General features: G+C 58.4%; 27 protein-coding genes and 1 riboswitch. Of the genes, 17 read left to right on the top strand and 10 right to left on the bottom strand.

Features of this window, described 5'->3' with window-relative positions; genetic code table 11:
• Positions 1 to 2 precede the first annotated feature (2 nt).
• From ACA063_RS24470 to ACA063_RS24460, 3 genes are all read left to right on the top strand, one after another.
• Positions 3 to 476 (top strand): WbuC family cupin fold metalloprotein, encoded by a 474-nt coding sequence (locus ACA063_RS24470; RefSeq protein ID WP_497663689.1) that lies wholly within the window; start codon positions 3 to 5, stop codon positions 474 to 476.
• 141 nt (positions 477 to 617) lie between these two features.
• Entirely contained in the window at positions 618 to 1103 is a 486-nt protein-coding gene (locus ACA063_RS24465; RefSeq protein WP_497663688.1) for a hypothetical protein, read from the top strand.
• A 63-nt stretch (positions 1104 to 1166) separates the two neighbouring features.
• Positions 1167 to 1454: a PA4642 family protein gene (locus ACA063_RS24460; protein ID WP_157713313.1), complete on the top strand. Its 288-nt coding sequence runs from the start codon at positions 1167 to 1169 to the stop codon at positions 1452 to 1454.
• A gap of 177 nt (positions 1455 to 1631) precedes the next feature.
• Here the strand turns inward: ACA063_RS24460 and mqo are convergent, their stop codons facing one another.
• Positions 1632 to 3140, bottom strand: a complete 1509-nt coding sequence (gene mqo, locus ACA063_RS24455; RefSeq protein WP_162437179.1) for a malate dehydrogenase (quinone) — start codon at positions 3138 to 3140, stop codon at positions 1632 to 1634.
• Between the two features lie 734 nt (positions 3141 to 3874).
• Positions 3875 to 4108: a hypothetical protein gene (locus tag ACA063_RS24450; RefSeq protein ID WP_162437180.1), complete on the bottom strand. Its 234-nt coding sequence runs from the start codon at positions 4106 to 4108 to the stop codon at positions 3875 to 3877.
• Between the two features lie 200 nt (positions 4109 to 4308).
• Between ACA063_RS24450 and ACA063_RS24445 the strand changes: the two genes are divergently transcribed.
• Positions 4309 to 4893: a YajG family lipoprotein gene (locus ACA063_RS24445; RefSeq protein WP_497663687.1), complete on the top strand. Its 585-nt coding sequence runs from the start codon at positions 4309 to 4311 to the stop codon at positions 4891 to 4893.
• A gap of 77 nt (positions 4894 to 4970) precedes the next feature.
• On the opposite strand, the gene ACA063_RS24440 is transcribed toward ACA063_RS24445, so the two are convergent.
• Positions 4971 to 5177, bottom strand: coding sequence for a hypothetical protein (locus ACA063_RS24440; RefSeq protein WP_010458215.1), 207 nt, complete (start codon positions 5175 to 5177; stop codon positions 4971 to 4973).
• Positions 5178 to 5370: 193 nt separating this feature from the next.
• Here ACA063_RS24440 and ACA063_RS24435 point away from each other — a divergent pair, with 193 nt between their 5' ends.
• Positions 5371 to 5649, top strand: a complete 279-nt coding sequence (locus ACA063_RS24435) for a hypothetical protein (protein ID WP_497663686.1) — start codon at positions 5371 to 5373, stop codon at positions 5647 to 5649.
• A 99-nt stretch (positions 5650 to 5748) separates the two neighbouring features.
• Here the strand turns inward: ACA063_RS24435 and ACA063_RS24430 are convergent, their stop codons facing one another.
• Entirely contained in the window at positions 5749 to 6915 is a 1167-nt protein-coding gene (locus tag ACA063_RS24430; protein WP_497663685.1) for a 1-acyl-sn-glycerol-3-phosphate acyltransferase, read from the bottom strand.
• 140 nt (positions 6916 to 7055) lie between these two features.
• Between ACA063_RS24430 and ACA063_RS24425 the strand changes: the two genes are divergently transcribed.
• From ACA063_RS24425 to ACA063_RS24410, 4 genes are all read left to right on the top strand, one after another.
• Positions 7056 to 7238 (top strand): CPXCG motif-containing cysteine-rich protein, encoded by a 183-nt coding sequence (locus ACA063_RS24425; protein ID WP_497663684.1) that lies wholly within the window; start codon positions 7056 to 7058, stop codon positions 7236 to 7238.
• Between the two features lie 10 nt (positions 7239 to 7248).
• Positions 7249 to 7509 (top strand): putative signal transducing protein, encoded by a 261-nt coding sequence (locus tag ACA063_RS24420; protein ID WP_162437185.1) that lies wholly within the window; start codon positions 7249 to 7251, stop codon positions 7507 to 7509.
• Positions 7510 to 7544: 35 nt separating this feature from the next.
• A complete protein-coding gene (locus ACA063_RS24415) occupies positions 7545 to 8168 on the top strand; it encodes an SOS response-associated peptidase (protein ID WP_162437186.1) in 624 nt (207 codons plus the stop codon).
• Between the two features lie 165 nt (positions 8169 to 8333).
• A complete protein-coding gene (locus ACA063_RS24410) occupies positions 8334 to 9152 on the top strand; it encodes a M48 family metallopeptidase (RefSeq protein ID WP_497663683.1) in 819 nt (272 codons plus the stop codon).
• A 123-nt stretch (positions 9153 to 9275) separates the two neighbouring features.
• Here the strand turns inward: ACA063_RS24410 and ACA063_RS24405 are convergent, their stop codons facing one another.
• The 3 genes from ACA063_RS24405 to ACA063_RS24395 form a co-directional block, all read right to left on the bottom strand.
• On the bottom strand, positions 9276 to 9860 hold the full coding sequence (locus tag ACA063_RS24405; RefSeq protein WP_497663682.1) for a TMEM165/GDT1 family protein: 585 nt from the start codon (positions 9858 to 9860) through the stop codon (positions 9276 to 9278).
• 89 nt (positions 9861 to 9949) lie between these two features.
• Positions 9950 to 10074, bottom strand: a riboswitch (yybP-ykoY riboswitch).
• Positions 10075 to 10124: 50 nt separating this feature from the next.
• A complete protein-coding gene (locus tag ACA063_RS24400) occupies positions 10125 to 11123 on the bottom strand; it encodes a methyltransferase (RefSeq protein ID WP_497663681.1) in 999 nt (332 codons plus the stop codon).
• A gap of 33 nt (positions 11124 to 11156) precedes the next feature.
• Positions 11157 to 12122 carry a 2-hydroxyacid dehydrogenase gene (locus ACA063_RS24395; RefSeq protein WP_497663680.1) on the bottom strand — a complete coding sequence of 322 codons (966 nt, stop codon included), beginning with the start codon at positions 12120 to 12122 and terminating at the stop codon, positions 11157 to 11159.
• 281 nt (positions 12123 to 12403) lie between these two features.
• Between ACA063_RS24395 and ACA063_RS24390 the strand changes: the two genes are divergently transcribed.
• On the top strand, positions 12404 to 13033 hold the full coding sequence (locus tag ACA063_RS24390) for a LysE family translocator (protein WP_162437191.1): 630 nt from the start codon (positions 12404 to 12406) through the stop codon (positions 13031 to 13033).
• A gap of 46 nt (positions 13034 to 13079) precedes the next feature.
• Here ACA063_RS24390 and ACA063_RS24385 read toward each other — a convergent pair whose 3' ends face one another.
• Positions 13080 to 13718, bottom strand: a complete 639-nt coding sequence (locus ACA063_RS24385) for a CatB-related O-acetyltransferase (protein WP_194692721.1) — start codon at positions 13716 to 13718, stop codon at positions 13080 to 13082.
• Between the two features lie 46 nt (positions 13719 to 13764).
• Positions 13765 to 14658 carry a glycosyltransferase family 2 protein gene (locus ACA063_RS24380; protein ID WP_497663679.1) on the bottom strand — a complete coding sequence of 298 codons (894 nt, stop codon included), beginning with the start codon at positions 14656 to 14658 and terminating at the stop codon, positions 13765 to 13767.
• 333 nt (positions 14659 to 14991) lie between these two features.
• Here ACA063_RS24380 and ACA063_RS24375 point away from each other — a divergent pair, with 333 nt between their 5' ends.
• The 6 genes from ACA063_RS24375 to ACA063_RS24350 all read left to right on the top strand — a co-directional run bounded on the left by ACA063_RS24375 (position 14992) and on the right by ACA063_RS24350 (position 24990).
• The gene (locus ACA063_RS24375; RefSeq protein WP_497663678.1) at positions 14992 to 16674 is read left to right on the top strand and encodes a fatty acid--CoA ligase; all 1683 of its coding nucleotides are present in this window, start codon (positions 14992 to 14994) and stop codon (positions 16672 to 16674) included.
• A 335-nt stretch (positions 16675 to 17009) separates the two neighbouring features.
• A complete protein-coding gene (locus tag ACA063_RS24370) occupies positions 17010 to 18911 on the top strand; it encodes a DUF1302 domain-containing protein (protein ID WP_497663677.1) in 1902 nt (633 codons plus the stop codon).
• 28 nt (positions 18912 to 18939) lie between these two features.
• A complete protein-coding gene (locus ACA063_RS24365) occupies positions 18940 to 20304 on the top strand; it encodes a DUF1329 domain-containing protein (protein WP_497663676.1) in 1365 nt (454 codons plus the stop codon).
• Positions 20305 to 20668: 364 nt separating this feature from the next.
• A complete protein-coding gene (locus ACA063_RS24360) occupies positions 20669 to 23407 on the top strand; it encodes a winged helix-turn-helix domain-containing protein (protein WP_497663675.1) in 2739 nt (912 codons plus the stop codon).
• An 80-nt stretch (positions 23408 to 23487) separates the two neighbouring features.
• A complete protein-coding gene (locus ACA063_RS24355; protein WP_162437199.1) occupies positions 23488 to 24129 on the top strand; it encodes an MBL fold metallo-hydrolase in 642 nt (213 codons plus the stop codon).
• Between the two features lie 132 nt (positions 24130 to 24261).
• On the top strand, positions 24262 to 24990 hold the full coding sequence (locus ACA063_RS24350; RefSeq protein WP_162437200.1) for a YiaD family glycine zipper/OmpA-like lipoprotein: 729 nt from the start codon (positions 24262 to 24264) through the stop codon (positions 24988 to 24990).
• 164 nt (positions 24991 to 25154) lie between these two features.
• On the opposite strand, the gene ACA063_RS24345 is transcribed toward ACA063_RS24350, so the two are convergent.
• Entirely contained in the window at positions 25155 to 25589 is a 435-nt protein-coding gene (locus ACA063_RS24345; protein WP_162437212.1) for a Z-ring associated ZapG family protein, read from the bottom strand.
• 144 nt (positions 25590 to 25733) lie between these two features.
• Between ACA063_RS24345 and ACA063_RS24340 the strand changes: the two genes are divergently transcribed.
• Positions 25734 to 26363: an alpha/beta hydrolase gene (locus ACA063_RS24340; RefSeq protein ID WP_497663674.1), complete on the top strand. Its 630-nt coding sequence runs from the start codon at positions 25734 to 25736 to the stop codon at positions 26361 to 26363.
• Positions 26364 to 26380 lie beyond the last annotated feature (17 nt).

The following is a 26380-nucleotide window of genomic DNA, read 5'->3' as shown; positions in this document are numbered from 1 at the left end:
CAATGACCACGCCGAGCTTTCTTGATCAAACGCTGTTCGCTGAGTTGGCCGAGAAAGCCGCGGCTAATCCCCGGGGGCGCCAACATCACAACTTCCATCAGATGGAAGATGCTTGCCACCGCATGGCGGTCGGGTTGCAGCCGAGCACCTATATCCCGCCGCATCGCCACCTTGGCGAGAACAAGGCCGAAACCTTGCTGGTCCTCAAAGGGCGGCTTGGTTTGTTGATCTTTGATGAGTCGGGCGGGGTAGTCAGCAAGCGCATCCTGCAGGCTGGTGGCGATTGCATCGGCGTGGACCTGCCCACTGGCGTGTTCCATGGACTGGTGGTGCTGGAAGCCGACAGCCTGATGTTCGAATGCAAGGCCGGTCCTTACCGCCCGGTCGGTGACGGTGAGCTGGCAGATTGGGCACCGCGCGAAGGCCAGCCGGGCGTTGCCGAGTATCAGGCCTGGATGCGCGCGCAGTTCGATTGATATTCATGAGAGATCAAAAGATCGCAGCCTGCGGCAGCTCCTACATTTGGAATGCGTTTCCCCTGTAGGAGCTGCCGAAGGCTGCGATCTTTTGCTTTTAAACCCGTGATAGAGTGCCCGGCTTCGACCTGGGAGCCCGTCATGAGCCTTTTGATTCGCAGCTGCGTCGCCCTGTTGCTGACGGTCAGCCTGCCGCTGGCCGCCGCCCCTGCGCCCATGCACGCGCAACTTCTTCCCCTGGATGACCTGAACCTGCGTGACGCCGAACCGGACCTGCAACAGTTGTTGCAGGTTACGGAATACTCGGTAGTGGTGGGCAGTCAGCGCCAGTCCAATCAGCAACCGATTCCCGTCACGTCACCGTTGATGATCCGCCTCAAGGGCAAGTCCTTGAATAAGGGGGCGACCATCAATCAGGTGCTGGTCAACTTCGACGGCGAAAGCAAAAGCCTGAAAAAGCCGATCTACGACGATAAAACCAGGACGTTGACGCTTTACTACCCGATGGCACAGTACCGGGTAGTGATGGATCTGTTGCGCAATGACACGGTGTATTGCCAATTCCTCAGCTATGCCAACGGCCATATCTGGGCGGATTTGCACACCGGCAGCGTTCGTCCGCGTTGAGTGCGGCGCCAAGGGAGGGGTAAACTGCCCGCCCCGTGAAATGTCTGCGAGCTGGAGTCGGCAATGCGTAAAGATAAGAAGCAAGTGATTGGTGACGAGATCGGCGATGAGCAGATCAAGTTGTTCCTCGATTTCGAGCCGGTCGACGCCACTTCGCCGTCGCTGCACAAACTGATCAAAGCCTACCGTGGCCTGCGTATCGATGACTTCGAGCGTTTCCTGACGTTCTTCGTCGAGGCGGGTCATGACCTGGACGGCAAGGATGAGCACGGCAACGATTTCGTCGCGGTGATCAAGGATCAGCGCAATGCGGCCGAGTACATTGAGCTGATCGCCAAGGCTCGTGGCTAATCACTTTTCCTTGTGGCGAGGGAGCTTGCTCCCGCTTGAGTGCGCAGCGCTCACAAGATTTTGGGGCCGCTTCGCAGCCCAGCGGGAGCAAGCTCCCTCGCCACAATGGTTGTTTCACTGCCCATAAAAAAACGCCCCGGTCTCAATGAGAACGGGGCGTTTTTTATTGGGACCGAATCAAGCGTAGCTTTCGGTCTCGCTGCTGGCTTCAACCAGTTCCAGGGCGACGTTGTTCTGCGTGTTGATCTTGCGATACAGCGCAGCGTCGGTTTCCAGAACCTTTTCCCGGGCCGGGAAGATTTCTGCCAGCTTGGCAGCCCATTCAGTGGATGCCTTGTTCGGGAAGCATTTTTCGATCAGCTCAAGCATGATCGAAACCGTCACCGAAGCACCTGGCGAAGCGCCGAGCAGTGCCGCCAGGGAACCGTCCTTGGCCGCGACCAGCTCGGTGCCGAACTGCAGCACGCCGCCTTTTTTCGGGTCTTTCTTGATGATCTGCACCCGTTGGCCGGCCACTTCCAGGCGCCAGTCTTCGGCTTTCGCTTCAGGGTAGAAACGACGCAGGGAATCCAGGCGCTGCTCCATCGACTGCATCACTTCGCTGACCAGGTATTTGGTCAGGTCCATGTTGTTTTTCGCCACCGCCAGCATCGGGCCGATGTTGCCGGCGCGAACCGACATCGGCAGGTCCATGAAGGAACCGTGCTTGAGGAACTTGGTAGTGAAACCGGCGTAAGGTCCGAACAGCAGGGACTTCTTGCCATCGACGACACGGGTGTCCAGGTGCGGCACGGACATCGGTGGCGAACCCACGGCTGCCTGGCTGTACACCTTGGCCTGGTGGTGCTTGACCACTTCCGGGTTGTCGCAGCGCAGCCACTGGCCACTGATCGGGAAGCCGCCGAAGCCTTTGCTCTCTTCAATGCCCGACGCCTGCAGCAGCGGCAGTGCTGCGCCGCCTGCGCCGAGGAAGACGAACTTGGCGTCGACTTCACGGGTGTTACCGCTGTTCACGTCCTTGATGCTGACGGTCCAGCCACCGTTGTTGCGCTTGAGGCCGGTCACTCGCTTGCAGTACTTGACCTGGGCATCGGGTGCGCTGGTCAGGTGCTTGAGCAGTTGATTGGTCAGGGCGCCGAAGTTGACGTCGGTGCCGTTCATCACGCGGGTGGCCGCGATGACTTCGTCAGCCGGACGGCCTGGCATCATCAGCGGCATCCACTCGGCCATGGTGGCCTTGTCTTCGGTGTATTCCATGTCTGAGAACGCGTGGTGCTTGCTCAACACATTGAAGCGTTCCTTGAGGAACGACACACCACCGTCACCTTGCACGAAGCTCAGGTGCGGTACCGGGCTGATGAACGATTTGCACGAGCCGAAGGTGCCTTTTTTGGTCAGGTACGACCAGAACTGCTTCGACACCTCGAACTGGGTGTTGATGTGCACGGCTTTCTTGATGTCGACGGTGCCGTCGGCGGCCTGTGGCGTGTAATTCAGCTCACACAGCCCGGCGTGACCGGTACCGGCGTTGTTCCACGGGTTGGAACTCTCCGCGGCACCGGAATCCATCAGCTCGACGACTTCCAGCTTGATCGCGGGGTCGAGTTCTTTGAGCAGTACGGCGAGGGTGGCACTCATGATGCCGGCCCCTACGAGTACTACGTCGACTGCTTCGTTATGCGCCATTTAACGCGTCTCCAAAATCTGCAGCACCAAATTGTCGGTATGGCTGCCAGGCGTTCCGGGGCGAGTCAGTGATGCCCCTGGTACTCATGGCACTGTCGCCATGTCCGAATCTTCGCAATTTATCGCAACTTCGACGGACGCTACCGGCCGGGATAATGAGGTCTATGAACTCATTTCAACGCGCGACTGGCAATTCGACTTATGGTCGATACATCCGTTTGTGCAACCAAATCCGTAGCGGACAGGCTTCAGGCTCCGGTATTCGAGGAGTACTCGGTCCTGTGTCGTTGGGCTGTTTCAGACGCTAATGGTGCATGTTCAGACGCAAAACTATTCATTTGCTCGCCACACTCTTGTGAAGTTGTGAAAACCCGTTTTTTTCACGCTCTTTTGAAGACGTGAACCTCAAAAAGGGCTGTCCCAGCCTGGCACTGTGCCCGGATGGATCGCCGTCATGGGTTACATGACCGGCAAAACGGGCAGACAGCTCAGTGACCGAGCGTAATGACAGCTCTGCAGATTCGCGAAAAGTGGGTTTTTTGCTTGAAGAACAGCAAGCGCCAGCTTCACACGATCTGTGTGGGCGGCTCTCTGTGGGCGGTATCGAGGGTCAATACAAGCGCATTGACAATGCTGCGGGGCCCGATCAGGAGACGTCCTTATAATCGGGGGGAGATTGTAACGAAGAAACGCGGGGAAATGGTCGTCAATAATGACTTTTATTAGGCGTCCGGTCAGGTGGTCAACAGTTGTTGGGCCCGTGAGCGAGTCTGGCGCTGGCGGACCCGGGCACTTGGGGGCAGGGGATGGTGCAGCCAGTTGAGGCGGATTTCTTCTATTTCGACCCAGCCGTCACCCATTGGCTGGAGGCTGCACTGCTTGAATGCCTGGCAATGACCGTTGCGGTCGAGCAGGGCGAAGCAGCGATGCAGCGGACGGGGTGCAAACAGCGATATGAGGTAGCGCATGGCCAGGTTCCTTGTTCGGGGACTGATCTGAAGGTTGCCAGTGGGTCGTGACGTGCAAGTGTATGGGCGGTGACAGATCTGTGACATGAACCGCAGTCTGATAGGCGTGTCAGATTCATCTGTAATTGTTGCGCTGGTTTGCCCCGGTGGCGCACCGCTATACTGCCGGCCTGTTTGTGCCTGATTCTGGAGAGAAGAGCATGTTGCAACGCTTGTTGTTCGGTTTGATCACTGTGACCAGTTTGACCCTCGTCGGCTGCGCCCACAGCCCGCAACAACTGAGCCCGGAGCCGAAGCTGACCACTCAGCTGGCGCCGGTTGGCCATGGCCAGCAGGTGGTGGTTCGCGTGGTGGATGGTCGTCCGTCGCCAACCCTGGGCACCCGTGGCGGTATGTACCCTGAAACCAGCGCGATTACTGTGCAGGGCGCACAGATCCTGCCTAAGTTGCAGGCTCAGGCCGAAGCGGCCGTGCGCCTGCTGGGCTTCACGCCTGTCAGCAACGGCATGAACGCGCCGCAGTTGACCGTGACGCTGGCCGAACTGAAGTATCAGTCGCCCAAAGAAGGCATGTACGTGACGGAAGCCACTATTGGCGCGACGTTCCGCTCGGATGTGCAGAACGCTGGTCGTCGTTACAGCGGTCGTTACGGCGCATCCCTGGATCAGCGTTTCGGTATGGCGCCGAATCAGGAGACCAACACCAAACTGGTCAGCGATGTGTTGAGCGATGCGTTGACGCGTCTGTTCAAAGATCCATCAGTGGGTCAGATTCTCGGCCAGTAAATTTTCGCGAGACGAAAAAAACCCGGTGCCAAAAATGGCCCGGGTTTTTTTATGGCGGATACAGAGCCCTTCTGTGGTCAGGCAGCTTGCGAATAAAAGTCCAGCACGCTCACGCCTGTCAGCAAATCGGTCTCCGGCAAGTCCGCGTGCTGATGACCACCCAATGCGCAATACACCAGCCAGTGGCGGTCTTGAACATTGAAGGCGAGGCTTCCCACGAGGTTCTGTTGTTCGTCGCTTTGGGCGATGAGGTAGAGACGATCCTGGTTTTCGGCGTGCAGCATGACGGTTTCCCTGTCGGTTTCGAGGGGCGCCAGACTGCCGCAATTAGATGACGTCGCCGTGACACAAGGCAGTATTGGGTCAATTGCTTCGTTATTTGTCGGAAAGGAAGGGCAGGCGAAGAGGCTTTCGGTAGAATCTGCCGCGCGGTCGCCGGTCCGGCGCCTGCCACACCTGTTTTGCTTGAGGTCCGTGATGTCGCTGCATTTGATGACGCTGTTTACCGCCCATCCCGCCAAACTGATCAACCTGCTGGCCCTGCTGCTTGCCTTCCCTGGCGGCTGGTTGCTGCACGCTACGCGTCGTCGCGAGCAACGCGCGCTGGCCAGTCTTGCGTCTCAGCGCCAGAGCCGCCCGAGCGAAGAGCCGATCCTGGATTGGGCAACCTTGCGCATGAACCGTTTTTTCTATCGATTCGGCTTCGCCTGCCTGGGGCTGGCGTTGCTTGTTTCGTGGATCAGCACGCGCCTTTAAATGTTTTAAAGCAAAAGATCGCAGCCTGCGGCAGCTCCTACAGGGTGAACAAACATCCCGTGTAGGGAGCTGCCGCAGGCTGCGATCTTTTGATCTTTATTACAATGCCAATCCCGCTTTAACCCGGTACTGATTGCGCACCGGCGTCGCATATTGCTGCACCAGGTACGGGCGATGCTCCTGAGGGCATTCGTCCAGGCGACGTTGCCATTCTTCCTGGGCTTTGGCCAGTTCGTCGGCCGCAAACACCTCGGCGGCTTTCGGCACCTGCAATTGTGGGTCGGCGTCTTGCCATTGGGCGTATGCCAGGTAATGCACCGGGAACAAGCGATACCCACCCAGAATCTGCTTGTCCATTTCGATCGCCAATTGCTTGGTGTCGTCGAACATCTGCGTGATCGGTGCGGCAAAATTCACGTGGACTCGACCCTTGTACCCGGTAATGCCTTTGGCAATGCTCACATCATCCTCGCCCGGCACTTTGGTGTAGGTGCCAGTGGTGGCGCGGATAAAGAGTTCGCGAGCCTTGGCCTGATCGCAGGGGTCGTACTCGTAGCTGATCGATACCGGGGTCACGTTCAGCGACCGGATGACTTCACCGAACGGCTCGTCCTTGCGGCTCATGTGAAACATCTTGAGGATCGCCGACTCGGTACGGTCGTCACCGTCTTTGGCCCGACCTTCAGCCTGGGCAATCCAGATCGAGGCGCAATCGTTGCGGATCGAGTGGTTGATGTACGCCGACAGCAGCTGATACGCCGCCATTTTTTCGCGCCGCCCGGTGATCGAGCGGTGCACGATAAAACTCTTGTTGAGGCGCATCAGGTCGCTGACGAACGGCTTCTGCAGCAGGTTGTCGCCGATGGCGATACGCGGGGTCGGCAGGCCGGCGTGGTAAACGGCATAGTTGACGAATGCCGGGTCCATGACGATGTCGCGATGGTTGGCGATGAACAGGTACGCACTGCCGGACTTGAATTGTTCCACGCCGCTGTAGGTCACGCCGTCGGTGGCGCGCTCAATGGTGTGGTCGACGTAAACCTCGACTTTGTCCTGCAGCGTAGCTACCGAATTGACGCCGGCGAACTCACGGCGCAACCGATGAGCTATAAGAGGTTTGAGCGCCCAGCCTAAAGCACCGGCAAAGCGCGGGAAGCGAAAGTGGGTGAGGATATCTAGAAACGCCTTGTCGCTGAGCAGCCGAGCCAGCACCGCTGGGACTTCGCTGTCGTCGTAAGGTCGGATGGTATCGAATTCGCCCATCATGCTCTCTTGTTAGAAACGGCTAGGGTAAGTAAAGGTTTTGATCGAAAACCAACAGGGTACGGTCTGAAAAAGTTAGACAGACAAAAATAGCCCTGCAAATAGACCGGCGATTATACGCACAAGTCACTTGGGAGACCGCGATGCTGGAAGCCGCGAAGTATGAATGTCCGTATTGTGGTGAAGAGGTGGAGACGTCGGTGGACCTGTCAGGGGGCGATCAAACCTATATCGAGGATTGTCAGGTGTGTTGTCGACCCATCACGTTTGTGTTGCAGGTCGAAGGAGAGGAGTGGCATCTCGAAGTTTTCAGCGAAAACGAGTGAGGGGGCGTCCATGCAGCGAATCTACGAACCGGAAAACCTGATGGAAGGCGAGTTGCTGCAGGGCATGCTGGCCAGCGAAGGCATCGAGGCTCATCTGGAGGGACGCGATTTGGTCGGTGGCACCGGCGAATTGCCGATCTTCGGCCTTCTTGGGTTGTCAGTGGATAATGACCAGGCCGTATACGCCCGAGAACTGATCACCGCGTACAATGCCGCGCTGCCGCTACCCGGTGATGAGCCGGAGAGTTTTCCCGGCACGCTGGTCTGTTAGGCTGACATTCGTTTTATCAAGAGTCGTGCTGCCCCATGTGTGGACGTTATGCCCTGTTTCGCTGGAACCCCGCCTTCGCGGCGCTGCCAGGTTTTCCGGCCGATCAGCAGGCCCAGTGGAACATTTCCCCTACCGATTCGGTGCTGATGCTGCGCGCGAACGTCGACGGCCAACGTGAATTGGCCCGTGCCCGCTGGGGTCTGACTCCGCCATGGCTGACCGACCTGTCCCGCACGCCGGCTCATGCCCGGGCTGAAACCGTTGCAGAACAACCGATGTTTCGCGAGGCCTTTCGCCTGCGCCGTTGCCTGCTGCCGGCTAACGGCTTCTACGAATGGCGCGGCACGACGCGCAAACGACCATACTGGCTGACGCCGGGAGAAGGCTCGGCACTGTGTTTCGCGGCGATCTGGGAGGCCTATCCGGTGCAGGAGCAAGTCTGGCTGAGCACGGCAGTTATCACTCAGCCGGCGGCGAGTCAGCGTCGTCCGTTGATACTTGATGCGGCGGGGCAAGAAGCGTGGCTCAATCCCGAAACTCCATTACATGTGTTGCAGGCGCTGCTGGCCAGTGAGCCCATTGCGTTGCGCGAGCGGGTATTGGCCAATCTGGTGAATGATCCGAAGCTCAATGCGCCTGAGTGTTTAACACCTGGATAGGTGCGTCTTTGCGCGTTTGTAGACAATCAAAACCAAAAAATCACGGCCTGCGATCTTTTGATCTGTTTGAGATCTAACTGAAATATGTTTCGTCACGACGGATGTATCTGGCGCCGATACAATTGCGCGCCTAGGATACGTCGCATGTTTTCAAGGAGCTTTTCGATGAACAAGACATTGGTTTTGTGTGCACTGAGCGCAAGTTTGCTGCTCGCCGGTTGTCAGTCGGTCAACACCACCAGCGGCGGGGCCGTGGGCGTTGAGCGCAAGCAATACATGTTCAGCATGTTGTCGACGGACGAGGTCAACCAGATGTACGCCCAGTCTTATCAAAAGACCGTGGGTGAGGCGACCAGCAAGGGCGTGCTGGACAAAACCAGTAGCGAAGCCAGGCGTGTGCAGGCGATCGCTGATCGACTGATTGCCCAGGCACCTGTTTTCCGCCCGGATTCGGCGCAGTGGAAATGGGAAGTGAATCTGATCAAGAGCGATGAGCTCAACGCCAACTGCGGGCCTGGCGGCAAGATCATTTTCTACACCGGTCTGATCGACAGCCTGAAACTCACCGATGATGAAATCGCTGCCGTCATGGGCCATGAAATTGCTCACGCCTTGCGCGAGCACGGTCGTGAAGCGATGTCCAAGGCCTATGGCATCGAGATGGCCAAGCAGGGGGCCGGTGCGTTGTTCGGCCTCGGCCAGGACAGCCTGGCGCTGGCGGACACCGTGGCTAACTACGGTATGACGCTGCCCAACAGTCGCTCCAACGAAAACGAAGCTGACCTGATCGGTCTGGAATTGGCAGCCCGTGCCGGTTACAACCCGAACGCTGCGATTACCTTGTGGAACAAGATGTCCAAGGCGTCGGAAGGCTCGCCACCGGAGTTCATGAGCACTCACCCGGCCTCGGCCAGTCGCATTGCTTCGCTGCAGGCGGCGATTCCGAAAGTCATGCCGCTGTACGAGAAAGCGCCTAAATCCTGACGTTGATTCATCGTCAATAAGGGCCTCATCGCCAGCAGGCTGGCTCCCACAGGGATATGCATTCCAATTGTGGGAGCTAGCCTGCTGGCGATGAACGATAACGCGGTCTAACAAATTACCGCGTCAGATCCAGCCACTGCTCTGCATCGCCTTGTACACCGCGACAATCGCCAGGATGAAAAACGCCGACGCCGCCAGGCGACGGATCAGGGTCAACGGCAGTTTGTCCGCCGCAAAGTTACCCGCCAGAACCACCGGTACGTTGGCAATCAACATGCCGAGGGTGGTCCCGATGATCACCAGCCACAATTCCGGGTATTGCGCCGCGAGCATCACGGTAGCGACTTGGGTCTTGTCTCCCATCTCGGCGAGGAAGAACGCGATCAGCGTGGTCAGGAACGGCCCGAATTTACGCGCGGTACTGGCTTCGTCGTCATCCATCTTGTCCGGCACCAGGGTCCACAACGCCGTCGCGGCGAAGCTCACGGCAAGGATCCAGTGCAGCATCGAATTCGAGAAGAAACTTCCGACCCAGGCGCCCACCGCGCCGGCCGCCGCGTGGTTGGCCAGGGTCGCGGCGACGATGCCGGCAATGATCGGCCAGGGTTTGCGAAAGCGGGCAGCGAGAATGAGCGCGAGCAGTTGCGTCTTGTCGCCGATTTCGGCCAAGGCAACGATTGCGGTCGGAACGAGTAGTGAATCCAGCATCAGGGGTTTTCCTAAGGGGCGGGTCGACACGGCTATGACACGTACAGCCTTCCCGCCCCGGGTAAGGTGTTCGTGTCATAGGTCTTGTCAAACCCTGCGATCCGTCTGATGCGGACGCTTGGGTCGCATACGCCATGGTCTGAGGACCAAGTATGTTGACGTATGCCGGACGAGCATGGCGCTCGTGGGAGACTACTCCCCTAGGACGGAGCGGATTCTGCCTAGGCAAATCCGATTGGGCAAGCCTCTTTTTGAAAAGACATCTCAGCCACGCTTGGCGCGGTAGATCCTGAAACCCTGTCCTTCAGCCTTGATCGCGCAGACACCCAGATGCTCTTCGATCAAGGGTTGATACTTCAGGAAGCTATTGGCAACCAAGCGCAGTTCGCCGCCGTTTTTCAGATGTTTTGCTGCTTTTCGCAGCAAGTTCTCGGTTGCGAAGTAATCGGTGTGCACGCCGACATGGAACGGTGGATTACTCAGAATGGCACTCAAACCCATCGGTGCCGCATCGATACCGTCGCCGGTAATCACATCGGCCTCCAGGCCATTGGCAGCCAGTGTCAGACGGCTGCTCGCGGCAGCGAAGGCGTCCACGTCGAGCAAGGTGACCTGGTTGTGCGGATACCGCCGCTTGACCGCAGCCCCCAACACCCCGGCGCCGCAACCGAAGTCCAGCAAGTGGCCGCTCGGCAACTTGTCCAGGTGTTCAAGCAGCAGCGCGCTACCCCGATCAAGCCGACCGTGACTGAACACGCCCGGCAGGCTGATGACTTTCAGCGGGCCTTCGGCCAGCGGCAACTCGTAGGTCTGGGCCAGGCTTTCCAAAGATTTGGCCTGTGGCGCATCGGCAACAGTGACCAGCCAAAGCTGACAATGGCGCGCGCTGTCGAGCTTGCGCGGCTTGCCAAAGGGATTGAGCTGCTTGGCGGCGCCTTCGATGCCGCTGCGCTTTTCACCCACCAGGTACAGTTCCCGGCCGGCCAGGCGTGAGGCCAGGGCGTTGAGAATGTAGTCAGTCAAGTCCTTGGACTTGGGCAGAAACACCACCGCGGAATCGAACTCACGCTCAGGCGCCGTCACGCCAAAGTGGCTGCGCTCGGTGAAGCGGGCATCGAGTGCCGCTTGATCGCCGGCGTGCCAGCACCAGCCGTGGGCGCCGGTCAGGCGACCGAGCAAATCATCGGCGGGCAAACCGGCCAGTAGCACCGACCCTTGGAATAACTCGGCCTGACGAAGCAGTACTTCACTGCGCGGATCCATAATCTGCTCCCTGAAAAAAAGTGCCGCAGTCTATCAACTGACGACCCGCAGTGCTTTACCGCTGAAGTATCCCTGCGCGTTTTCCGTCAGTTGCCCGACGATCCGCTGGCGCGCTTCGCGACTCCCCCAGGCATTGTGCGGGGTGACGATCAGCCGAGGGATGTCCTGCGCCAGCAACGGATTGCCGGCGGTAGGCGGCTCGACGCTCAGCACGTCGGTGGCCGCGCCGCCCAGGTGACCATCGCGCAAGGCATCGGCCAACGCCTGTTCATCGATCAAGCCGCCGCGCGCGGTATTGACCACGAAAGCGCCAGGTTTCATCGACGCCAGTTCAGCGGCCCCGATGAAATGGCGGGTGTGTTCATTGAGCGGGCAATGCAGCGTCAAGGCATCGATCTGGGGCAACAGTTCAGTCAGTGGCAGCCGATCCGGCCGGGCAGGGCGCCCCGGAATCTGGCCCAGCAGCACGCGCATGCCGAATGCCTCCGCCAGCCGCGCGACCGCGCCGCCCAGTTCGCCGTGGCCCAGCATGCCGAGGGTTTTCCCTTCCAGTTCGACGATCGGATAGTCCAGAAGGCAGAACTGTTTCGCCTGCTGCCAGCGTCCTTCACCGACCGCTTTCTGATAGTCGGCTAGACGCGTTGCCAGGTTCAACAGCAGCATGATCGTGTGTTGCGCGACCGAGGGCGTGCCATAACCCTGGCAATTGCACACTGTGACGCCATGGGCGCGGGCGGCGGCGAGGTCGACATTGTTGGTGCCTGTGGCGGTGATCAGGATCAGCTTCAGTTCGGGACTGGCGGCGATGGCCACGGCATCGATCAGGATTTTGTTGCTGATCGCGACCGTGGCGCCCTTGAGGCGTTCGATCACCTGGTCCGGTGTGGTCTGGGCAAACAGTTGCAACTCGCTGAAGCAGGCGCGCAACGGGCTCAGATCGAGGTCGCCCAGGTCCAGGGACGGATGGTCGAGGAAAACGGCGCGGTGAGTGTTCGTCATCAACTGTACCTTTTGTGCGGTGAACTGAAGGCGTAATCTGCCGAGCCTAACAGATGAAACAATGAGTTACTTATTACTCGGAGCAGCACAGAACTTGTGGCGAGGGAGCTCTCTCCCGCTGGGTTGCGAAGCTGCCCCAACACAGGCGACCGTGTTTTTTCAGGAACACCGCATCAACCGGTTTACGACTGCTTTGCCGCCGAGCGCGAGCAAGCTCGCTCGCCACAATTGCGAAGCTACCCTCAGTTTTTTTGTTAAGCCTGCCTCTTAAGGATTTTCACATGTACTGGACAGAGTTTTTGACCGTTGCCCTAATCCATCTGCTTGCCGTGGCCAGCCCCGGCCCCGACTTTGCCGTGGTGGTGCGCGAGAGCGTGACCCATGGTCGTCGTGCCGGCACCTGGACGGCGCTGGGGGTCGGTTCGGCGATCTTCCTGCACGTGGGGTACTCGTTGCTCGGCATCGGGCTGATCGTGTCGCAGTCGATTGTGCTGTTCAACGCCTTGAAATGGGCTGCCGCCGCTTATCTGCTGTACATCGGCTTCAAGGCACTGCGTGCGCAGCCCGCCAAACCGGTTGCGGACGATCTGCACAAGGAAGTCGGCGAGCGCACTGCGCGTGGAGCGTTTACGTCGGGGTTCGTGACCAACGGCCTGAACCCGAAAGCCACGCTGTTCTTCCTGTCCCTGTTCACCGTGGTGATCAACCCGCACACGCCATTAGCGGTGCAGGCCGGTTACGGGATCTATCTCGCAGTGGCGACGGCGGTGTGGTTTTGCCTGGTGGCGATGCTGTTCAGCCAGCAACGTGTGCGCGCCGGCTTCGCTCGTATGGGCCACTGGTTTGATCGCACGATGGGCGCGGTACTGATTGCCATCGGCGTAAAACTTGCCTTTACCGAAATGCATTAACGCGTGTTCAGCCGCCGCGGCATGATCAACTGCGGCCGTATCTGCTTTAAGTGGCGTCGACTGTGGGCGCCTGACGCTGGCGGACGTAATCCAGAAAACCCTCCATGTCACTGCTGCAGAGCAGGCGAGAGGCGGTTTTGACCTCTTCCATCGGCCAGTCCCACCAGGCGGACGCCAACAGTTCATTGCGCACATCTTCCTCGAACCGCCAGCGAATGTGGCGGCAAGGGTTGCCGCCGACAATGGCATAGGGTTCGACGTCACGCGTGACGACGGCACCCGCCGCGACTACCGCGCCGTGGCCGATCGTCACGCCGGACAGGATCATCACGTTGGCGCAGATCCAGCAATCGCTGCCAATCACCACATCGCCCTTGGTCGGGCTGCAACCGGGAATGTCCCGGGCTTCATCGATCATCAGGGGGAACGGGTAGGTGCTGACCCAATCAGTGCGGTGCCCGCCGCCCAGCAAAATTTGCACACCCTCGGCGATCGACGTGTACGAGCCAACTTTCAGAATCGTATCGTCACCGAACTCCATCACATTCGGAATACCGTAAGTGCCTACGCCGATTTCATACTTGGGATAGCGCAGGCGTATTTTTTCCGGAGCCCTTTGCAGTTTTTCCAGGCGCTTGAGATGTTTTCTGGTTTTTCGTTCTTTGAGTTTTTCGAGAAATTTCATGGGCAATGCCTGGAAAGCGGAAGAAGTTTGGGCGCGTGAATACCTGTCAGTGATGCAGCATCAAGCGTTTCAAACGTCTGAAGCTGGTTCGATTCAAATGTCGCCACGGAATGGAACGCAGCAGCTTCCAGGCTTCCTTCTTGTCTTCGATCACGGCGTATTTAAGGGCTTTGTTCACCAACTGCGTACGCCCGCTCTGATAGCCCGGATGGCTGAGGTACGGTGCGATGGCTTCAAGGTCCGCCTGCAGCAATACCTTGTACTTTCTCGACAGGTTGTTTGGGTGGCGACGATAGCGGGTCACGCACACCGGCAGTTCATGGATCTCGTAACCCAGGCGTGCAATGCGCAAGGTCATCTGGAAGTCCTGAACGCGCAGGTTGGGCGCATAGAAGCCGGCATTGCGCATCGCACTCATGCGGTAGAGCGCAGTCGGGGCGCCGATCACCACGGCGCGGCTGAGAATCTGATCGAAGGTGTAAACACGGATCTGATCGCGCTGTTGCTGCTTGAGGGTTTTGCCTTCGCTGTCCATATAGATGATCAGCGCTCCGACGCAACCGACATTCGGGTGCTTGTCGAGGTACTCGGCGCGGACCTTCAAGGACTGCGGCAGCATGATGTCGTCCAGATCGGGGGTCGACACGTACTCACCCTTGGCGTAGCGCAAACCATGGTTGAGCGCCGCACTCACACCCTGGTTGGCCTGGGTGTACAGCTGAAAGTCATAGGTTTTCTGCAATTGCTTGAGCATCGCGATGCTGTTGTCGCTGGACCCGTCGTCCACGATGATGACTTCGAAATTCGGGTATTCCTGGCCGAAGATGCTCTTTATGGCTTCTTCCAGGTACTTTTCCGCATTGTAACAAGGCGCCACGATGGAAATCAGGGGCGCTTGTGTCTTGGAATGGTCCAGAGGGGCGATCACTTCAGTGCTCATTGTTCTATGCAATACCGATGGCAATTGGCAAGGCAGGCGCTATGGCAAGTGCCTGACTTTGAAGATGGGACGGCGTTTCGGTCAATAGTTATAAGTCTACCGGTATGCTCGTTACATCGATAATGGTACGTAGGTCTCACGAACGATGCTGCATCCATTACAAGGTTTTACACAGCAAACGCCGAAAATTCTCGGAAACCCGTCTTGGTAGTGGCGCAAAGCTAGCATTTTACGCTGATGCCAAATCATTCCTTTGGCTGATTTGGCACTCGTGCAACGGCATTAGAGTGCTTGCTTTCAGCCACGACCGTGCAGTCAGGAAAAGGGATTCTTATGTTGCAGACTCGCGTTATCCCCCCAGCCGAAGGCGCTTACCAATGCCCGCTGCTGATTAAACGGCTGTTGATGTCGGGTGCTCGCTACGAGAAGACCCGCGAGATCGTCTACCGTGATCAGTTGCGTTACAGCTACCCAACCCTGATCGAAAGAGTTGCGCGGCTCGCCAATGTGCTGACGGCGGCCGGTGTTAAAGCGGGCGATACCGTGGCGGTGATGGACTGGGACAGCCATCGCTACCTGGAATGCATGTTCGCCATCCCGATGATCGGTGCGGTTATCCACACCATTAACGTGCGCCTGTCACCTGAACAGATTCTATACACCATGAATCACGCCGAGGACCGATTCGTATTGGTCAACAGCGAGTTCGTAGGCCTCTACAACGCGATTGCCGGCCACCTGACCACCGTCGAGAAAACCCTGCTGCTGACCGACTTGCCGGAGAAAACCGCTGACCTGCCGAACCTTGTCGGTGAGTACGAGCAGCTATTGGCGGACGCGAACCCGCAGTACGACTTCCAGGACTTTGACGAAAACTCGGTCGCCACCACGTTCTATACCACTGGTACCACCGGCAATCCCAAGGGCGTGTACTTCACCCATCGGCAACTGGTGCTGCACACCATGGGCGTGTCGACGATCATGGGCGCCATCGACAGCGTGCGTCTCTTGGGCACCAACGATGTGTACATGCCGATTACGCCGATGTTCCATGTTCACGCCTGGGGCTTGCCTTATGTCGCGACCATGCTCGGGCTGAAGCAGGTCTATCCCGGTCGCTACGACCCTGAGTACCTGGTGGAGCTGTGGCGCAAGGAAAAGGTTACCTTTTCCCACTGTGTACCGACCATTCTGCAAATGGTCCTCAACGCCAAGGCCGCGCAGAACACCGACTTCGGGGGCTGGAAAATCGTCATTGGTGGCAGCGCGCTGAACCGTGCCTTGTACGAAGCGGCCAAAGCCAAGGGCATCCAGCTGACCGCCGCCTATGGCATGTCGGAAACCGGTCCGCTGGTGTCGTGTGCTCACCTCAATGACGAGCTGATGGCGGGCTCCGAAGACGAACGCACCACCTATCGCATCAAGGCCGGTGTCCCTGGGCCCTTGGTGGAAGCGGCGATTGTCGACACTGACGGTAATTTCCTGCCCGCTGACGGCGAGACCCAAGGTGAACTGGTGTTGCGCGCACCGTGGCTCACGGAAGGCTATTTCAACGAGCCGCAAAAAGGCAAAGAGCTCTGGGCCGGTGGCTGGCTGCATACCGGTGACGTCGCGACACTCGACAGCATGGGCGTGATCGACATTCGCGATCGCATCAAGGACGTGATCAAGACCGGCGGTGAATGGATTTCCTCTCTGGACCTCGAAGACCTGATCAGCCGCCACGTAGCGGTACGCGAAGTAGCAGTGGTCGGCATCGCCGATCCGCAGTGGGGTGAGCGTCCCTTTGCGCTGCTGGTGATCCGCGAGGGCCACGTTATCGGGGCCAAGGAACTCAAGGAACACCTCAAGCCATTCGTGGAACTGGGGCACCTGAGCAAGTGGGCCATCCCTAGCCAGATTGCCCTTGTTACTGAAATTCCCAAGACCAGCGTCGGCAAACTCGACAAGAAAAAAATTCGCATCGACATCACCGAGTGGCAAGCCAACAACAGCACCTTCCTCTCGACGCTTTAAGCGTTTCCGGCGTGCCCGAAAAGGCACGCCAGCCCCACCAAGCAAGCGCTTGGCTTGTGAAATCTGAATTTTCAGCCATTCTTCCCGTGCCGACAGTTGTCGGACTGGCGAAAGGACTGTTCCAGAGTGGCTGGCAGCTGCAAATCACACTTTAGAGGGATCAAGCTCTACTACCTGCTGGCTATAGTCCGCTCAAGGATTTTTAAGAACGGAGCAAACGCACAAACGGGGCGATGCACCTTGGGATTGACTTCGGGACACCTTGGTTTCCGGTCATCCACAACGTTTTTAAAAGTACTCACTGCCATAACAATAATGCACATGGAGTAGCGTCGATGACATCAGTAAACCAGTTCTGGCGCCGGGCGAAATTGCCGCTGGCGGTCAGTCTTGCTTCTACGCTCGCCGGGCCCGCATTCGGCGTCAGTTTCAACATTGGTGAAATCGAAGGTCAGTTCGACTCTTCTCTCTCCCTGGGTATGAGCGTCTCAACCCAGTCGCCGAACAAGAACCTCATTGGTGTCAACAACGGCGGTCACGGCCTGTCCCAGACCTCCGACGACGGTCACTTGAACTTCAAGAGCGGCCAGGCCTTCTCGAAGATCTTCAAAGGCATCCATGACCTTGAGCTGAAATACGGCGATACCGGTGTTTTCGTACGGGGCAAATACTGGTACGACTTCGCGCTGCAGAACGAAGACCTGGAGTTCAAGAACGTCAGCAATGACAACCGCAAGGAAGGCGCCAAGTCTTCCGGTGGCCAGATTCTCGACGCCTTCATCTACCACAACTACGCCATTGCCGATCAGCCGGGTTCCGTCCGTCTGGGCAAGCAGGTCGTGAGCTGGGGTGAAAGTACGTTCATCGGTGGCGGTATCAACTCGATCAACCCGATCGACGTTTCCGCATTCCGTCGTCCAGGTGCCGAGATCAAGGAAGGTCTGATCCCGGTCAACATGTTCTACGTCTCGCAAAGCCTCACCGAAAACCTTTCGGGCGAAGCGTTCTACCAGCTGGAATGGGACCAGACTGTCGTCGACAACTGCGGCACGTTCTTCTCTCAGCCAGACATCGTTGCCGATGGTTGCGACAACAACCTGCGCGTGCTGAACAAGCGTTCGCAGATTCCAGCCATCGCCCTGGGCCCATTGGCTGGCGCGGGTGTCGATGTCAACGAGGAAGGGGTTCTGGTTCGTCGCGGCCCGGATCGCGATGCACGGGACAGCGGCCAGTGGGGCGCGTCCTTGAAGTACATGTTCGACCCACTGGACACCGAGTTCGGTGCCTACTTCATGAACTACCACAGCCGTGCGCCGATCTTCAGCGCCACGGGTGCGCCGCAGTCGGTCTACAACACTGCAGCGGGTCTGCCTGGGCCATTCGCCGCACTCGCGCCACTGTTGGTGGCCGGCAACTCGCAATACTTCATCGAATACCCGGAAGACATTCGCCTTTATGGCCTGAGCTTCTCCACCACCCTGCCTACCGGCACGGCGTGGAGCGGTGAGATCAGCTATCGTCCGAACGCACCGGTGCAGCTCAACTCCACCGACATCCTGTTCGCCGGTATTCGTCCTTTGGGCAATGGCAATCCGGGCAATCCATTGACCAATGCTTCGCTGCTATCCGCGGGTGCGGGTCAAGACCTCCACGGTTATCGTCGTAAAGAAGTGACGCAGTTTCAAACCACGCTGACGCACTTCTTCGATCAGGTCATGGGTGCGAGCCGTCTGACACTGGTAGGTGAAGTTGGCGTGACGCATGTCGGCGGCCTGGAAAGCACTTCCGACGTTCGTTATGGCCGCGATCCGGTCTACGGTCCGGGCGAATTGCCAGCCACCGGTACGGCGGATACGTGCGCATTGCTCAACACCAGCACCATCAACGGGGCAGGTCCGGGTACTCCGGCTAACAACCGTACCCGCAATTGCGACAACGAAGGCTTCACCACGGCAACCTCATGGGGCTACCGCGGTCGCGCCATCTGGGAATACAACGACGTGTTTGCCGGTGTGAACCTCAAGCCGAACGTGGCCTGGTCCCATGACGTGAGCGGCTACTCGCCTGGCCCTGGCGGCAACTTCGAGGAAGGTCGCAAAGCGGTCAGCCTGGGTGTCGATGCCGAGTACCAGAACACCTACACCGCGAGCCTGGCCTACACCAACTTCTTCGACGGCAAGTACACCACTGTGGACGACCGCGACTTTGTTGCGCTCAGCGTCGGCGTGAACTTCTAAGCACTGTATTTTCAGGACGAACACACATATGAAAATAACAAAGAGTCTGTTCCAAGCCGGTGTTCTGGGACTTTCGCTGTTGGCGACCAGTGTGATGGCCGCCGTCCCTGCCGCCGAAGCGGACAAGCTGGGCAAGAGCCTGACGCCAATGGGCGCTGAAATGGCGGGCAATGCCGACGGGTCGATCCCGGCCTGGAAGCCGCTGCCGAAAAACGCGGGGACCGTGGACAGCAAAGGCTTCCTGTCCAACCCGTTCGCCAGTGAAAAACCGCTGTTCACCATCACGGCGAAGAACGTCGACCAGTACAAGGACAAGCTTGCTCCGGGCCAATACGCGATGTTCAAGCGTTACCCGGAAACCTTCATCATGCCGGTCTACACCTCCCATCGCGGCTCGACCGTGCCGGATGAAGTGTTCGCTTCCATCAAGAAAAACGCCACCAACACCAAGCTGGTATCCGGCGGCAACGGTCTGGAAAACTTCGAAACCGCCGTGCCATTCCCGATTCCGAAGACCGGCGTCGAAGTCATCTGGAACCACATCACCCGGTATCGCGGCGGTAGCGTGACTCGCCTCGTTACCCAGGCGACACCTCAGCCGAACGGCTCTTTCAGCCTGGTGTACTTCCAGGATCAGTTCGTGTTCCGCGACAAAATGAAGGATTACGATCCAGCGAACCCGGGCAACATCCTGTTCTACTTCAAGCAGAAAGTGACTGCTCCGGCGCGTCTGGCCGGTGGTGTGCTGCTGGTGCACGAAACCCTCGACCAGGTTAAAGAACCACGCTCGGCGTGGGTCTACAACGCCGGTCAGCGTCGTGTGCGTCGTGCGCCGCAGGTGTCCTATGACGGGCCGGGTACTGCTGCCGATGGCCTGCGTACTTCCGATAACCTCGACATGTTCAACGGTGCGCCGGATCGCTACGACTGGAAACTTGAAGGCAAGAAGGAGATGTACATCGCCTCCGACAGCTACAAGATCGACTCGCCGACGCTCAAGTACGCCGACATCATCAAGGCTGGCCACATCAACCAGGACCTGACGCGTTACGAGTTGCGCCGGGTCTGGCATGTGGTCGCGACCCTGAAGGAAGGTCAGCGTCATATCTACGCCAAACGTGACTTCTACATCGACGAAGACACCTGGCAAGCAGCAGTAATCGATCACTACGATGGTCGTGGTCAGCTGTGGCGTGTGGCCGAGGCGCATGCTGAGGACTACTACGACAAGCAAGTGCCGTGGTACGCCCTGGAAGTGCTGTATGACCTGCAATCGGGCCGTTACCTGGCGCTGGGCATGAAGAACGAAGAAAAATCGGCATATGACTTCGGTTTCACCGCCACCACCAGCGACTTCACGCCAGCAGCTTTGCGTCAGGAGGGGGTTCGCTAAGGACTGAGCAGAGGCCGCAACCTGTAGAAACGCCCCGACTGGTTCGGGGCGTTTTTTTTTGCGTTTCCACCGACCGATGCAACTCCGCGCGTGCTCTTGTAGGAGCTGTCGAGTGAAACGAGGCTGCGATCTTTAGATCTTGATCTTCATTAGGAAAGAGCGAGATCAAAAGATCGCAGCCTCGTTTCACTCGACAGCTCCTACAGGGCCTTCAGGGCCTTCAGGGCTCTTGGCCCTGATTCGACGCAACGCCTTGTAGCCTTTTTGTAGTCATTTGTTGCAATAACCTTCATTCCCTCTGCGTTTACCGCTAGTCTGCGGACATCTGCAATGCCGCCATCAGCAATTCAAACAAGAGCCGGCCATGACTGATCTGTCCCCTATCCCGGGCACTGCAAGCGTTGCCGTCGCGGCACTGGACGGACGTTTTTTTCGCCCCCCGTTGCCCGATGGCCATGTGCTTCGACCTCGTTTGTGCGAGCGCCTGAGTGCAGGTCTCGGTGGCAGGCTGTTGCTGGTCAGTGCGCCGGCAGGGTTTGGCAAGAGTTCGCTGGCGGTGGAATTCTGCCAGGGGCTACCGGCTCACTGGCAAAGCCTCTGGCTCGGATTGAGCCAGCGTGACAGTGATCCTGGCCGCTTTCTGGAACGACTGCTCGAAGGCCTTCAAGACTATTTCCCGAAACTCGGTAGCCAGTCACTGGGGCTGCTGAAAATGCGTCAGCGGCATCAACCGTTTGCCTTTGAAGAGTGGCTGGACGGTTTGCTCGATGAGTTGGCCGTGCACTTGTTACCGACGGCGCCGTTGCTTCTCGTGCTGGACGATTACCATTTGGCCCAAGGGCCGGTACTCGATCGTTGTCTGCAATTTTTCCTCAATCATCTCCCTGATGGGCTGCTCGTGATGGTCACCAGTCGACAGCGTCCGGACTGGCACCTGGCGCGCCTGCGCTTGTCGCGGCAACTGCTCGAACTGCACGAACAAGACTTGCGCCTGACCCACGATGAAGCGCTGACGCTCCTCGATCGGCACAGCACGTCCTTGCGTGGCGAAGCGCTGGAAAATCTGATCCAGCGCAGTGAAGGCTGGGTCGCCGGGCTGCGATTCTGGCTGCTGGCCGCTTCGGAAGCGGGTACCGAGGGTGAATTACCCCAGTCCCTGCACGGCGGGGAAGGGTTGATCCGCGACTACTTGCTCGAAGAAGTCATCGATTGCCTGCCCGCCGAGGTGCAGTCATTCCTGTACGACACCGCGCCACAAGAACGTTTTTGCAGCGAGCTGTGCGACGCCGTTCGCGAAGCCCATGACAGCGCCGAAATATTACGTTTTCTGCTGGCCCATCAGGTGTTCCTGGTGCCGCTGGACGAACACGGCCATTGGTACCGCTATCACCATTTGTTTTCCGACCTCTTGCGTACTCGCCCGACCGCACAGGTCATCGTGCCGGCCGCGAGCCTGCACCTGCGCGCCTGCCGCTGGTTCAACGCACAGGGCTTGCTGGATGAGGCCGTGGAGCAGGCGTTGCGCGCCGGGCATCTGGACGTGGCGGCAAACCTGGTGCAGAACCTTTCTGAAGAACAACTCCTGGCCGAACAGAACGTCGGCATGTTGCTGCGCTGGAAAATGGACTTGCCCGACAGCCTGCTGATCAGCACCCCTCGACTGATCGTGCTGTACAGCTGGGCGCTGGGGCTGGCCTGCCAACTGGACGCCGCCGAGGAGCTGGCCAGTCACCTGAGTCGCTTCCTGCCGGCCCCATCGGCCACCGCGCAGAAATCCATGTTGGCGCAATGGCTGGCCTTGAGCGGAATCATCGCCCGGGGGCGCGGCAACCGTGAATTGACCCTGCTGTATTGCACTGAAGCGCTGGAGAGCCTGCCTTCCAAGCGTTATGGACAGCGATTGATGTGCCTGTCGACCCTGTCCAATCTGGCCATTGCCGATGGCGACCTGTGGCGCGCGCGCGGCCTGAACCGTGACTCTCTGGAGCTGGCGCAACGGGTCGGCAATCCATTGTTCGAGGCGCTGGCCCATTACGACCGCGCGCGGGTGTTGCAGGCGCGAGGTGAAATTCTTCGCGCGCTGGATGAAGTCCGGCAGGGCTTGCGACGTTTGCAGGGCTTATCACCGCAGCGGCTTTACGCCGTGCGCGCACGATTAACGTTGTACGAAGGGTTTCTGCTCGCCATGCGTCTGCAGCCACAGGCCGCCCGAGTACGCTTGCTGGCCGGATTGAATGAAGCTCGGGCCTGTCGCGATATCAGCGTGTTGATCGGTCATTGCGTGATTGCCAGGCTTGAAGGCAACAGCGGCGAGTTTGCCAAAGCTTTTGCCGAACTCGCCGAGGCCGAGCGACTGATGCACATCTGGGACGTGCCGCCGATTTATTATCTGGCGATGATCACCCTGGTCAAATGCGAACTGTGGCTGGCCCAGGGGCGCACGGACCTGGCTGAAGCCTGGCTGGCGCGCCTCGGCCAGACCTATAACGGCGAGCAACCTGCAGCGCCCCCTGAGTTTCACCCGCAACTGCCGCTGCATATCGAATTGCAGCAGGCCCTGCTGGAAGTCATCCAGGGTCAACCGATGCTGGCCGAGGGGCGTTTGAACGCCTTGCTCGAAAATGGTCAGCAGACGGGCCGGCAGATGCTCAGCGTGATGGCGCTGGTTCAGAAGACCGAGATTCTGTTGGCATCCAACCGAGAGTCTCAGGCCCGGGATTCTTTCGCTCAGTCGCTTGAAGCGGCGAGTGGCGGTGTCCTGCAACCCTTCGAGAGCTTGTTGAGCAAACACCCCGACTGGTTACGCGAGCAATTGCATCAACACGCAAAAAACGCCGTCACCCTCAGCTTGTCTGAACACTTGCCGGCCGTGGCTGCGCGCATCTCGATCGAGCCTTCGCACGCGTGCGAACAACTCAGTACACGTGAACTTGCCGTGCTCAAACTGATCGCCCGAGGCTGTTCCAACCAGGAAATCAGCGACCAGCTGTTTATCTCCCTGCACACAGTCAAAACCCACGCCAGCCATATCAACAGCAAACTCGGCGTTGAGCGCAGGACGCAGGCGGTGGCGCGGGCGAAAGAATTGGGAGTATTGAGCTAGCGCCTTCTGAATACGGCGCTAGCAAATGGCTTGATGCAAATGTGCCAAAATTGCCTATTCATGTTTTTCGAGCACGCCCGATGTCACAGATACCGACCCTGATCCGCGAAACTTTTCCTGTCGGCCCGCTGCAGTGCAATTGCACGATCATCGGCGATCCGATCACCAAAAAAGCCATCGTGGTCGATCCGGGTGGCAACCACGAACTGATCCTGGCACGCCTCGACGCCCTCGGGCTGAAGGTGGTCAGCATCATTCACACCCATGCGCACCTCGATCACTTCCTGGCCTCCGGTCAGATGAAGGAGAAGACCGGCGCAACCCTGCACCTGCACAAGGAAGATCAATTTCTTTGGGACAATCTGGAGATGCAATGCCAGATGTTCGGTGTTCCTTATACGCCAGTGCCTTCGCCGGATCGCTGGTTGGCCGATGACGAAGAGCTGGCGTGTGGTTGTGGTGTAGCGCTGCACACGCCCGGCCATACGCCAGGCTCCATGAGCTTTTGGTTTTCAGAGGCCAAGCTGCTGATCGCCGGAGATACGTTGTTCCGTCGTGGGGTAGGGCGCACGGATCTATGGGGTGGCGATCAGGCGACCATCGTGCGTTCGATCAAACAGCGTTTGTATACCCTCGACGAAGACGCGACCGTCGTTACCGGTCATGGCCCGGACACACGTTTGGGTGATGAAATGCGCGAGAACCCGTTTGTGCGGGCCTGACGTCCAGGCAACGGAATCGAGGAAACGGAATTTTTGCCGCGGGAAATGATCCAACGCCCGCAAAGGTCCAGCCCTCACAGTACGAATGCTTGAGTCCGTTGCACCACAGAATTCAGAAAGTAGGAGCTCTTCATGTTCACCACGCGTCGTTTGATTATTGTCGCTACTGCCATGGCCATGCTGTCTGGCTGTGCGTCGCCTAACCCGTATGACAACCAGGGTCAGGCTGATGGCGGTTCCACGGGCATGAGCAAAACAGCCAAGTATGGCGGCCTCGGCGCTCTGGCCGGTGCGCTCGCGGGTGCTGCCATTGACCACAATAACCGTGGTAAGGGTGCGCTGATCGGCGCTGCGGTGGTCGGTGCTTCCGCTGCCGGTTACGGTTATTACGCTGACCAGCAAGAGAAAAAACTACGCGCAAGCATGGCCAACACTGGTGTTGAAGTGCAGCGCCAGGGCGATCAGATCAAGTTGATCATGCCGGGCAACATTACGTTCGCAACCGATTCGGCGAACATCGCTTCGAGCTTCTATCAGCCGCTGAACAACCTGGCGAGCTCATTGAAAGAATTCAGCCAGAACCAGATCGAAATCGTCGGCTACACCGACAGCACCGGCAGCCGTCAGCACAACATGGACCTGTCCCAGCGTCGCGCCCAAAGCGTTGCAACCTACCTGACGTCGCAAGGTGTCAGCGGTGCCAACCTGTCGGCTCGCGGTGCCGGTCCGGATAACCCGATTGCCAGCAACGGCGACGTCAATGGCCGGGCACAGAACCGCCGCGTGGAGGTCAACCTGAAGGCGATTCCGGGTCAGCAATACGGTGGCCAGCAGCAGGGCAATGTTCAGCAGTATCCATAAGCGTCAGGCGTAAAAAAACCGCTCGATCCTCACAGATCGGGCGGTTTTTTTTGGAGCTGCCGCAGGCTGCGAGCTTTTGATCTTGTTTCTAAAAATCAAAAGATCGCAGCCTCGTTCCACTCGACAGCTCCTACAGGGGCTTTTTCATGTCGCGCGAAACCTGATTACTTCTTCAGGCCGTAATGCTCATCGAGCATACCCGGTGCGTTCGGGGCTTTAGGGGCGTAGTCGCGAGGCGGCTCCTGATTGCGCGGTGGCGTCAGGCGTTCCCGTGGGGCCTGCCCAGCATCAGCATGCAGAGCGGCCAGCAAGCGTTGACGAGTCTGCTCGTCCAGGGCCAGACGATTGGCGCCCTCGGCGAGATGATCCTGCACTTCCTGGTAGCTCTGAGTGAGCTTCTTGACCAGTGTTGCAGTGCTATTGAAGTGGGTAACCACCTCGTTCTGATAACTGTCGAAACGTTCCTGAATGTCATCCAGCTGACGTTGCGTGCTACTAGGAGCGGCATTCGGCACCAGGCGAGCGATCAGGAATCCAACGGCGACACCCACAACCAGGGCAAGAGTCGGCAACAACCAAACTAAGAGCGAGTGTTCCACGAGTCCTTCCTCTATAAACGGCTTTGCTTTACGTTAACGGCTCGAACCTGCGCTGTATACCGCGATTCACTCGCAATAGATTGGCACAGACAATTTGCTAGACGAGTCGACCCGATTCGAGGTCACGGAGTTCCTTCCTTGCTTATGCGCGAAACCCCTGTAGTGATTGATGGCCCCGTCGGCCAACTGGAAGCACTTTACCTGAACAGCGACGAGCCCCGGGGCCTGGCGTTGATCTGCCATCCCAACCCGGTGCAGGGTGGCACCATGCTCAACAAAGTGGTGTCGACCCTGCAGCGTACCGCGCGCGACGCCGGTTTGATCACCTTGCGCTTCAACTACCGTGGCGTCGGCGCCAGCGAAGGCGCCCACGATATGGGCACTGGCGAAGTCGATGATGCACAGGCTGTTGCCGAATGGTTGCGCACCAGACACCCCGATCTACCCTTGACCCTGTTCGGATTCTCCTTCGGCGGTTTTGTTGCGGCAAGTCTCGGCGGACGCCTGGAAGCCAAGGGTGAGCCGCTCAAGCATGTGTTCATGATCGCGCCAGCGGTCATGCGACTGGGCGATCAGGATCAACTGCCACAGCAGGGTGAACTGACCCTGATCCAGCCGGAAACCGACGAAGTGATCGATCCGCAGTTGGTCTATGACTGGTCCGGGAACCTTGAACGCCCCCATGAGCTGCTGAAAGTGGCAGAATGCGGACACTTTTTTCATGGCAAGCTGACTGATCTCAAGGATCTGATCCTGCCGCGTCTTTCGAATTGATTGCAGTCTGACAAGCG

The organism is Pseudomonas sp. LBUM1643, from assembly GCF_059716215.1.
The sequence above is the reverse complement of the archived record's forward strand: the minus strand, read 5'-3'. Positions and strand labels throughout refer to the sequence as shown.

Coding starts and splice junctions, on each gene's coding strand:
- ACA063_RS24470 (WP_497663689.1), top strand. CDS start 3: ATGACCACGCCGAGCTTTCTTGATCAAACGCTGTTCGCTGAGTTGGCC.
- ACA063_RS24395 (WP_497663680.1), bottom strand. CDS start 12,122: ATGACGAACACTCACCGCGCCGTTTTCCTCGACCATCCGTCCCTGGAC.
- ACA063_RS24360 (WP_497663675.1), top strand. CDS start 20,669: ATGACTGATCTGTCCCCTATCCCGGGCACTGCAAGCGTTGCCGTCGCG.
- ACA063_RS24440 (WP_010458215.1), bottom strand. CDS start 5,177: ATGCTGCACGCCGAAAACCAGGATCGTCTCTACCTCATCGCCCAAAGC.
- ACA063_RS24465 (WP_497663688.1), top strand. CDS start 618: ATGAGCCTTTTGATTCGCAGCTGCGTCGCCCTGTTGCTGACGGTCAGC.
- ACA063_RS24450 (WP_162437180.1), bottom strand. CDS start 4,108: ATGCGCTACCTCATATCGCTGTTTGCACCCCGTCCGCTGCATCGCTGC.
- ACA063_RS24365 (WP_497663676.1), top strand. CDS start 18,940: ATGAAAATAACAAAGAGTCTGTTCCAAGCCGGTGTTCTGGGACTTTCG.
- ACA063_RS24400 (WP_497663681.1), bottom strand. CDS start 11,123: ATGGATCCGCGCAGTGAAGTACTGCTTCGTCAGGCCGAGTTATTCCAA.
- ACA063_RS24405 (WP_497663682.1), bottom strand. CDS start 9,860: ATGCTGGATTCACTACTCGTTCCGACCGCAATCGTTGCCTTGGCCGAA.
- ACA063_RS24390 (WP_162437191.1), top strand. CDS start 12,404: ATGTACTGGACAGAGTTTTTGACCGTTGCCCTAATCCATCTGCTTGCC.
- ACA063_RS24445 (WP_497663687.1), top strand. CDS start 4,309: ATGTTGCAACGCTTGTTGTTCGGTTTGATCACTGTGACCAGTTTGACC.
- mqo (WP_162437179.1), bottom strand. CDS start 3,140: ATGGCGCATAACGAAGCAGTCGACGTAGTACTCGTAGGGGCCGGCATC.
- ACA063_RS24340 (WP_497663674.1), top strand. CDS start 25,734: ATGCGCGAAACCCCTGTAGTGATTGATGGCCCCGTCGGCCAACTGGAA.
- ACA063_RS24355 (WP_162437199.1), top strand. CDS start 23,488: ATGTCACAGATACCGACCCTGATCCGCGAAACTTTTCCTGTCGGCCCG.
- ACA063_RS24410 (WP_497663683.1), top strand. CDS start 8,334: ATGAACAAGACATTGGTTTTGTGTGCACTGAGCGCAAGTTTGCTGCTC.
- ACA063_RS24370 (WP_497663677.1), top strand. CDS start 17,010: ATGACATCAGTAAACCAGTTCTGGCGCCGGGCGAAATTGCCGCTGGCG.
- ACA063_RS24430 (WP_497663685.1), bottom strand. CDS start 6,915: ATGATGGGCGAATTCGATACCATCCGACCTTACGACGACAGCGAAGTC.
- ACA063_RS24460 (WP_157713313.1), top strand. CDS start 1,167: ATGCGTAAAGATAAGAAGCAAGTGATTGGTGACGAGATCGGCGATGAG.
- ACA063_RS24385 (WP_194692721.1), bottom strand. CDS start 13,718: ATGAAATTTCTCGAAAAACTCAAAGAACGAAAAACCAGAAAACATCTC.
- ACA063_RS24415 (WP_162437186.1), top strand. CDS start 7,545: ATGTGTGGACGTTATGCCCTGTTTCGCTGGAACCCCGCCTTCGCGGCG.
- ACA063_RS24425 (WP_497663684.1), top strand. CDS start 7,056: ATGCTGGAAGCCGCGAAGTATGAATGTCCGTATTGTGGTGAAGAGGTG.
- ACA063_RS24435 (WP_497663686.1), top strand. CDS start 5,371: ATGTCGCTGCATTTGATGACGCTGTTTACCGCCCATCCCGCCAAACTG.
- ACA063_RS24375 (WP_497663678.1), top strand. CDS start 14,992: ATGTTGCAGACTCGCGTTATCCCCCCAGCCGAAGGCGCTTACCAATGC.
- ACA063_RS24380 (WP_497663679.1), bottom strand. CDS start 14,658: ATGAGCACTGAAGTGATCGCCCCTCTGGACCATTCCAAGACACAAGCG.
- ACA063_RS24350 (WP_162437200.1), top strand. CDS start 24,262: ATGTTCACCACGCGTCGTTTGATTATTGTCGCTACTGCCATGGCCATG.
- ACA063_RS24420 (WP_162437185.1), top strand. CDS start 7,249: ATGCAGCGAATCTACGAACCGGAAAACCTGATGGAAGGCGAGTTGCTG.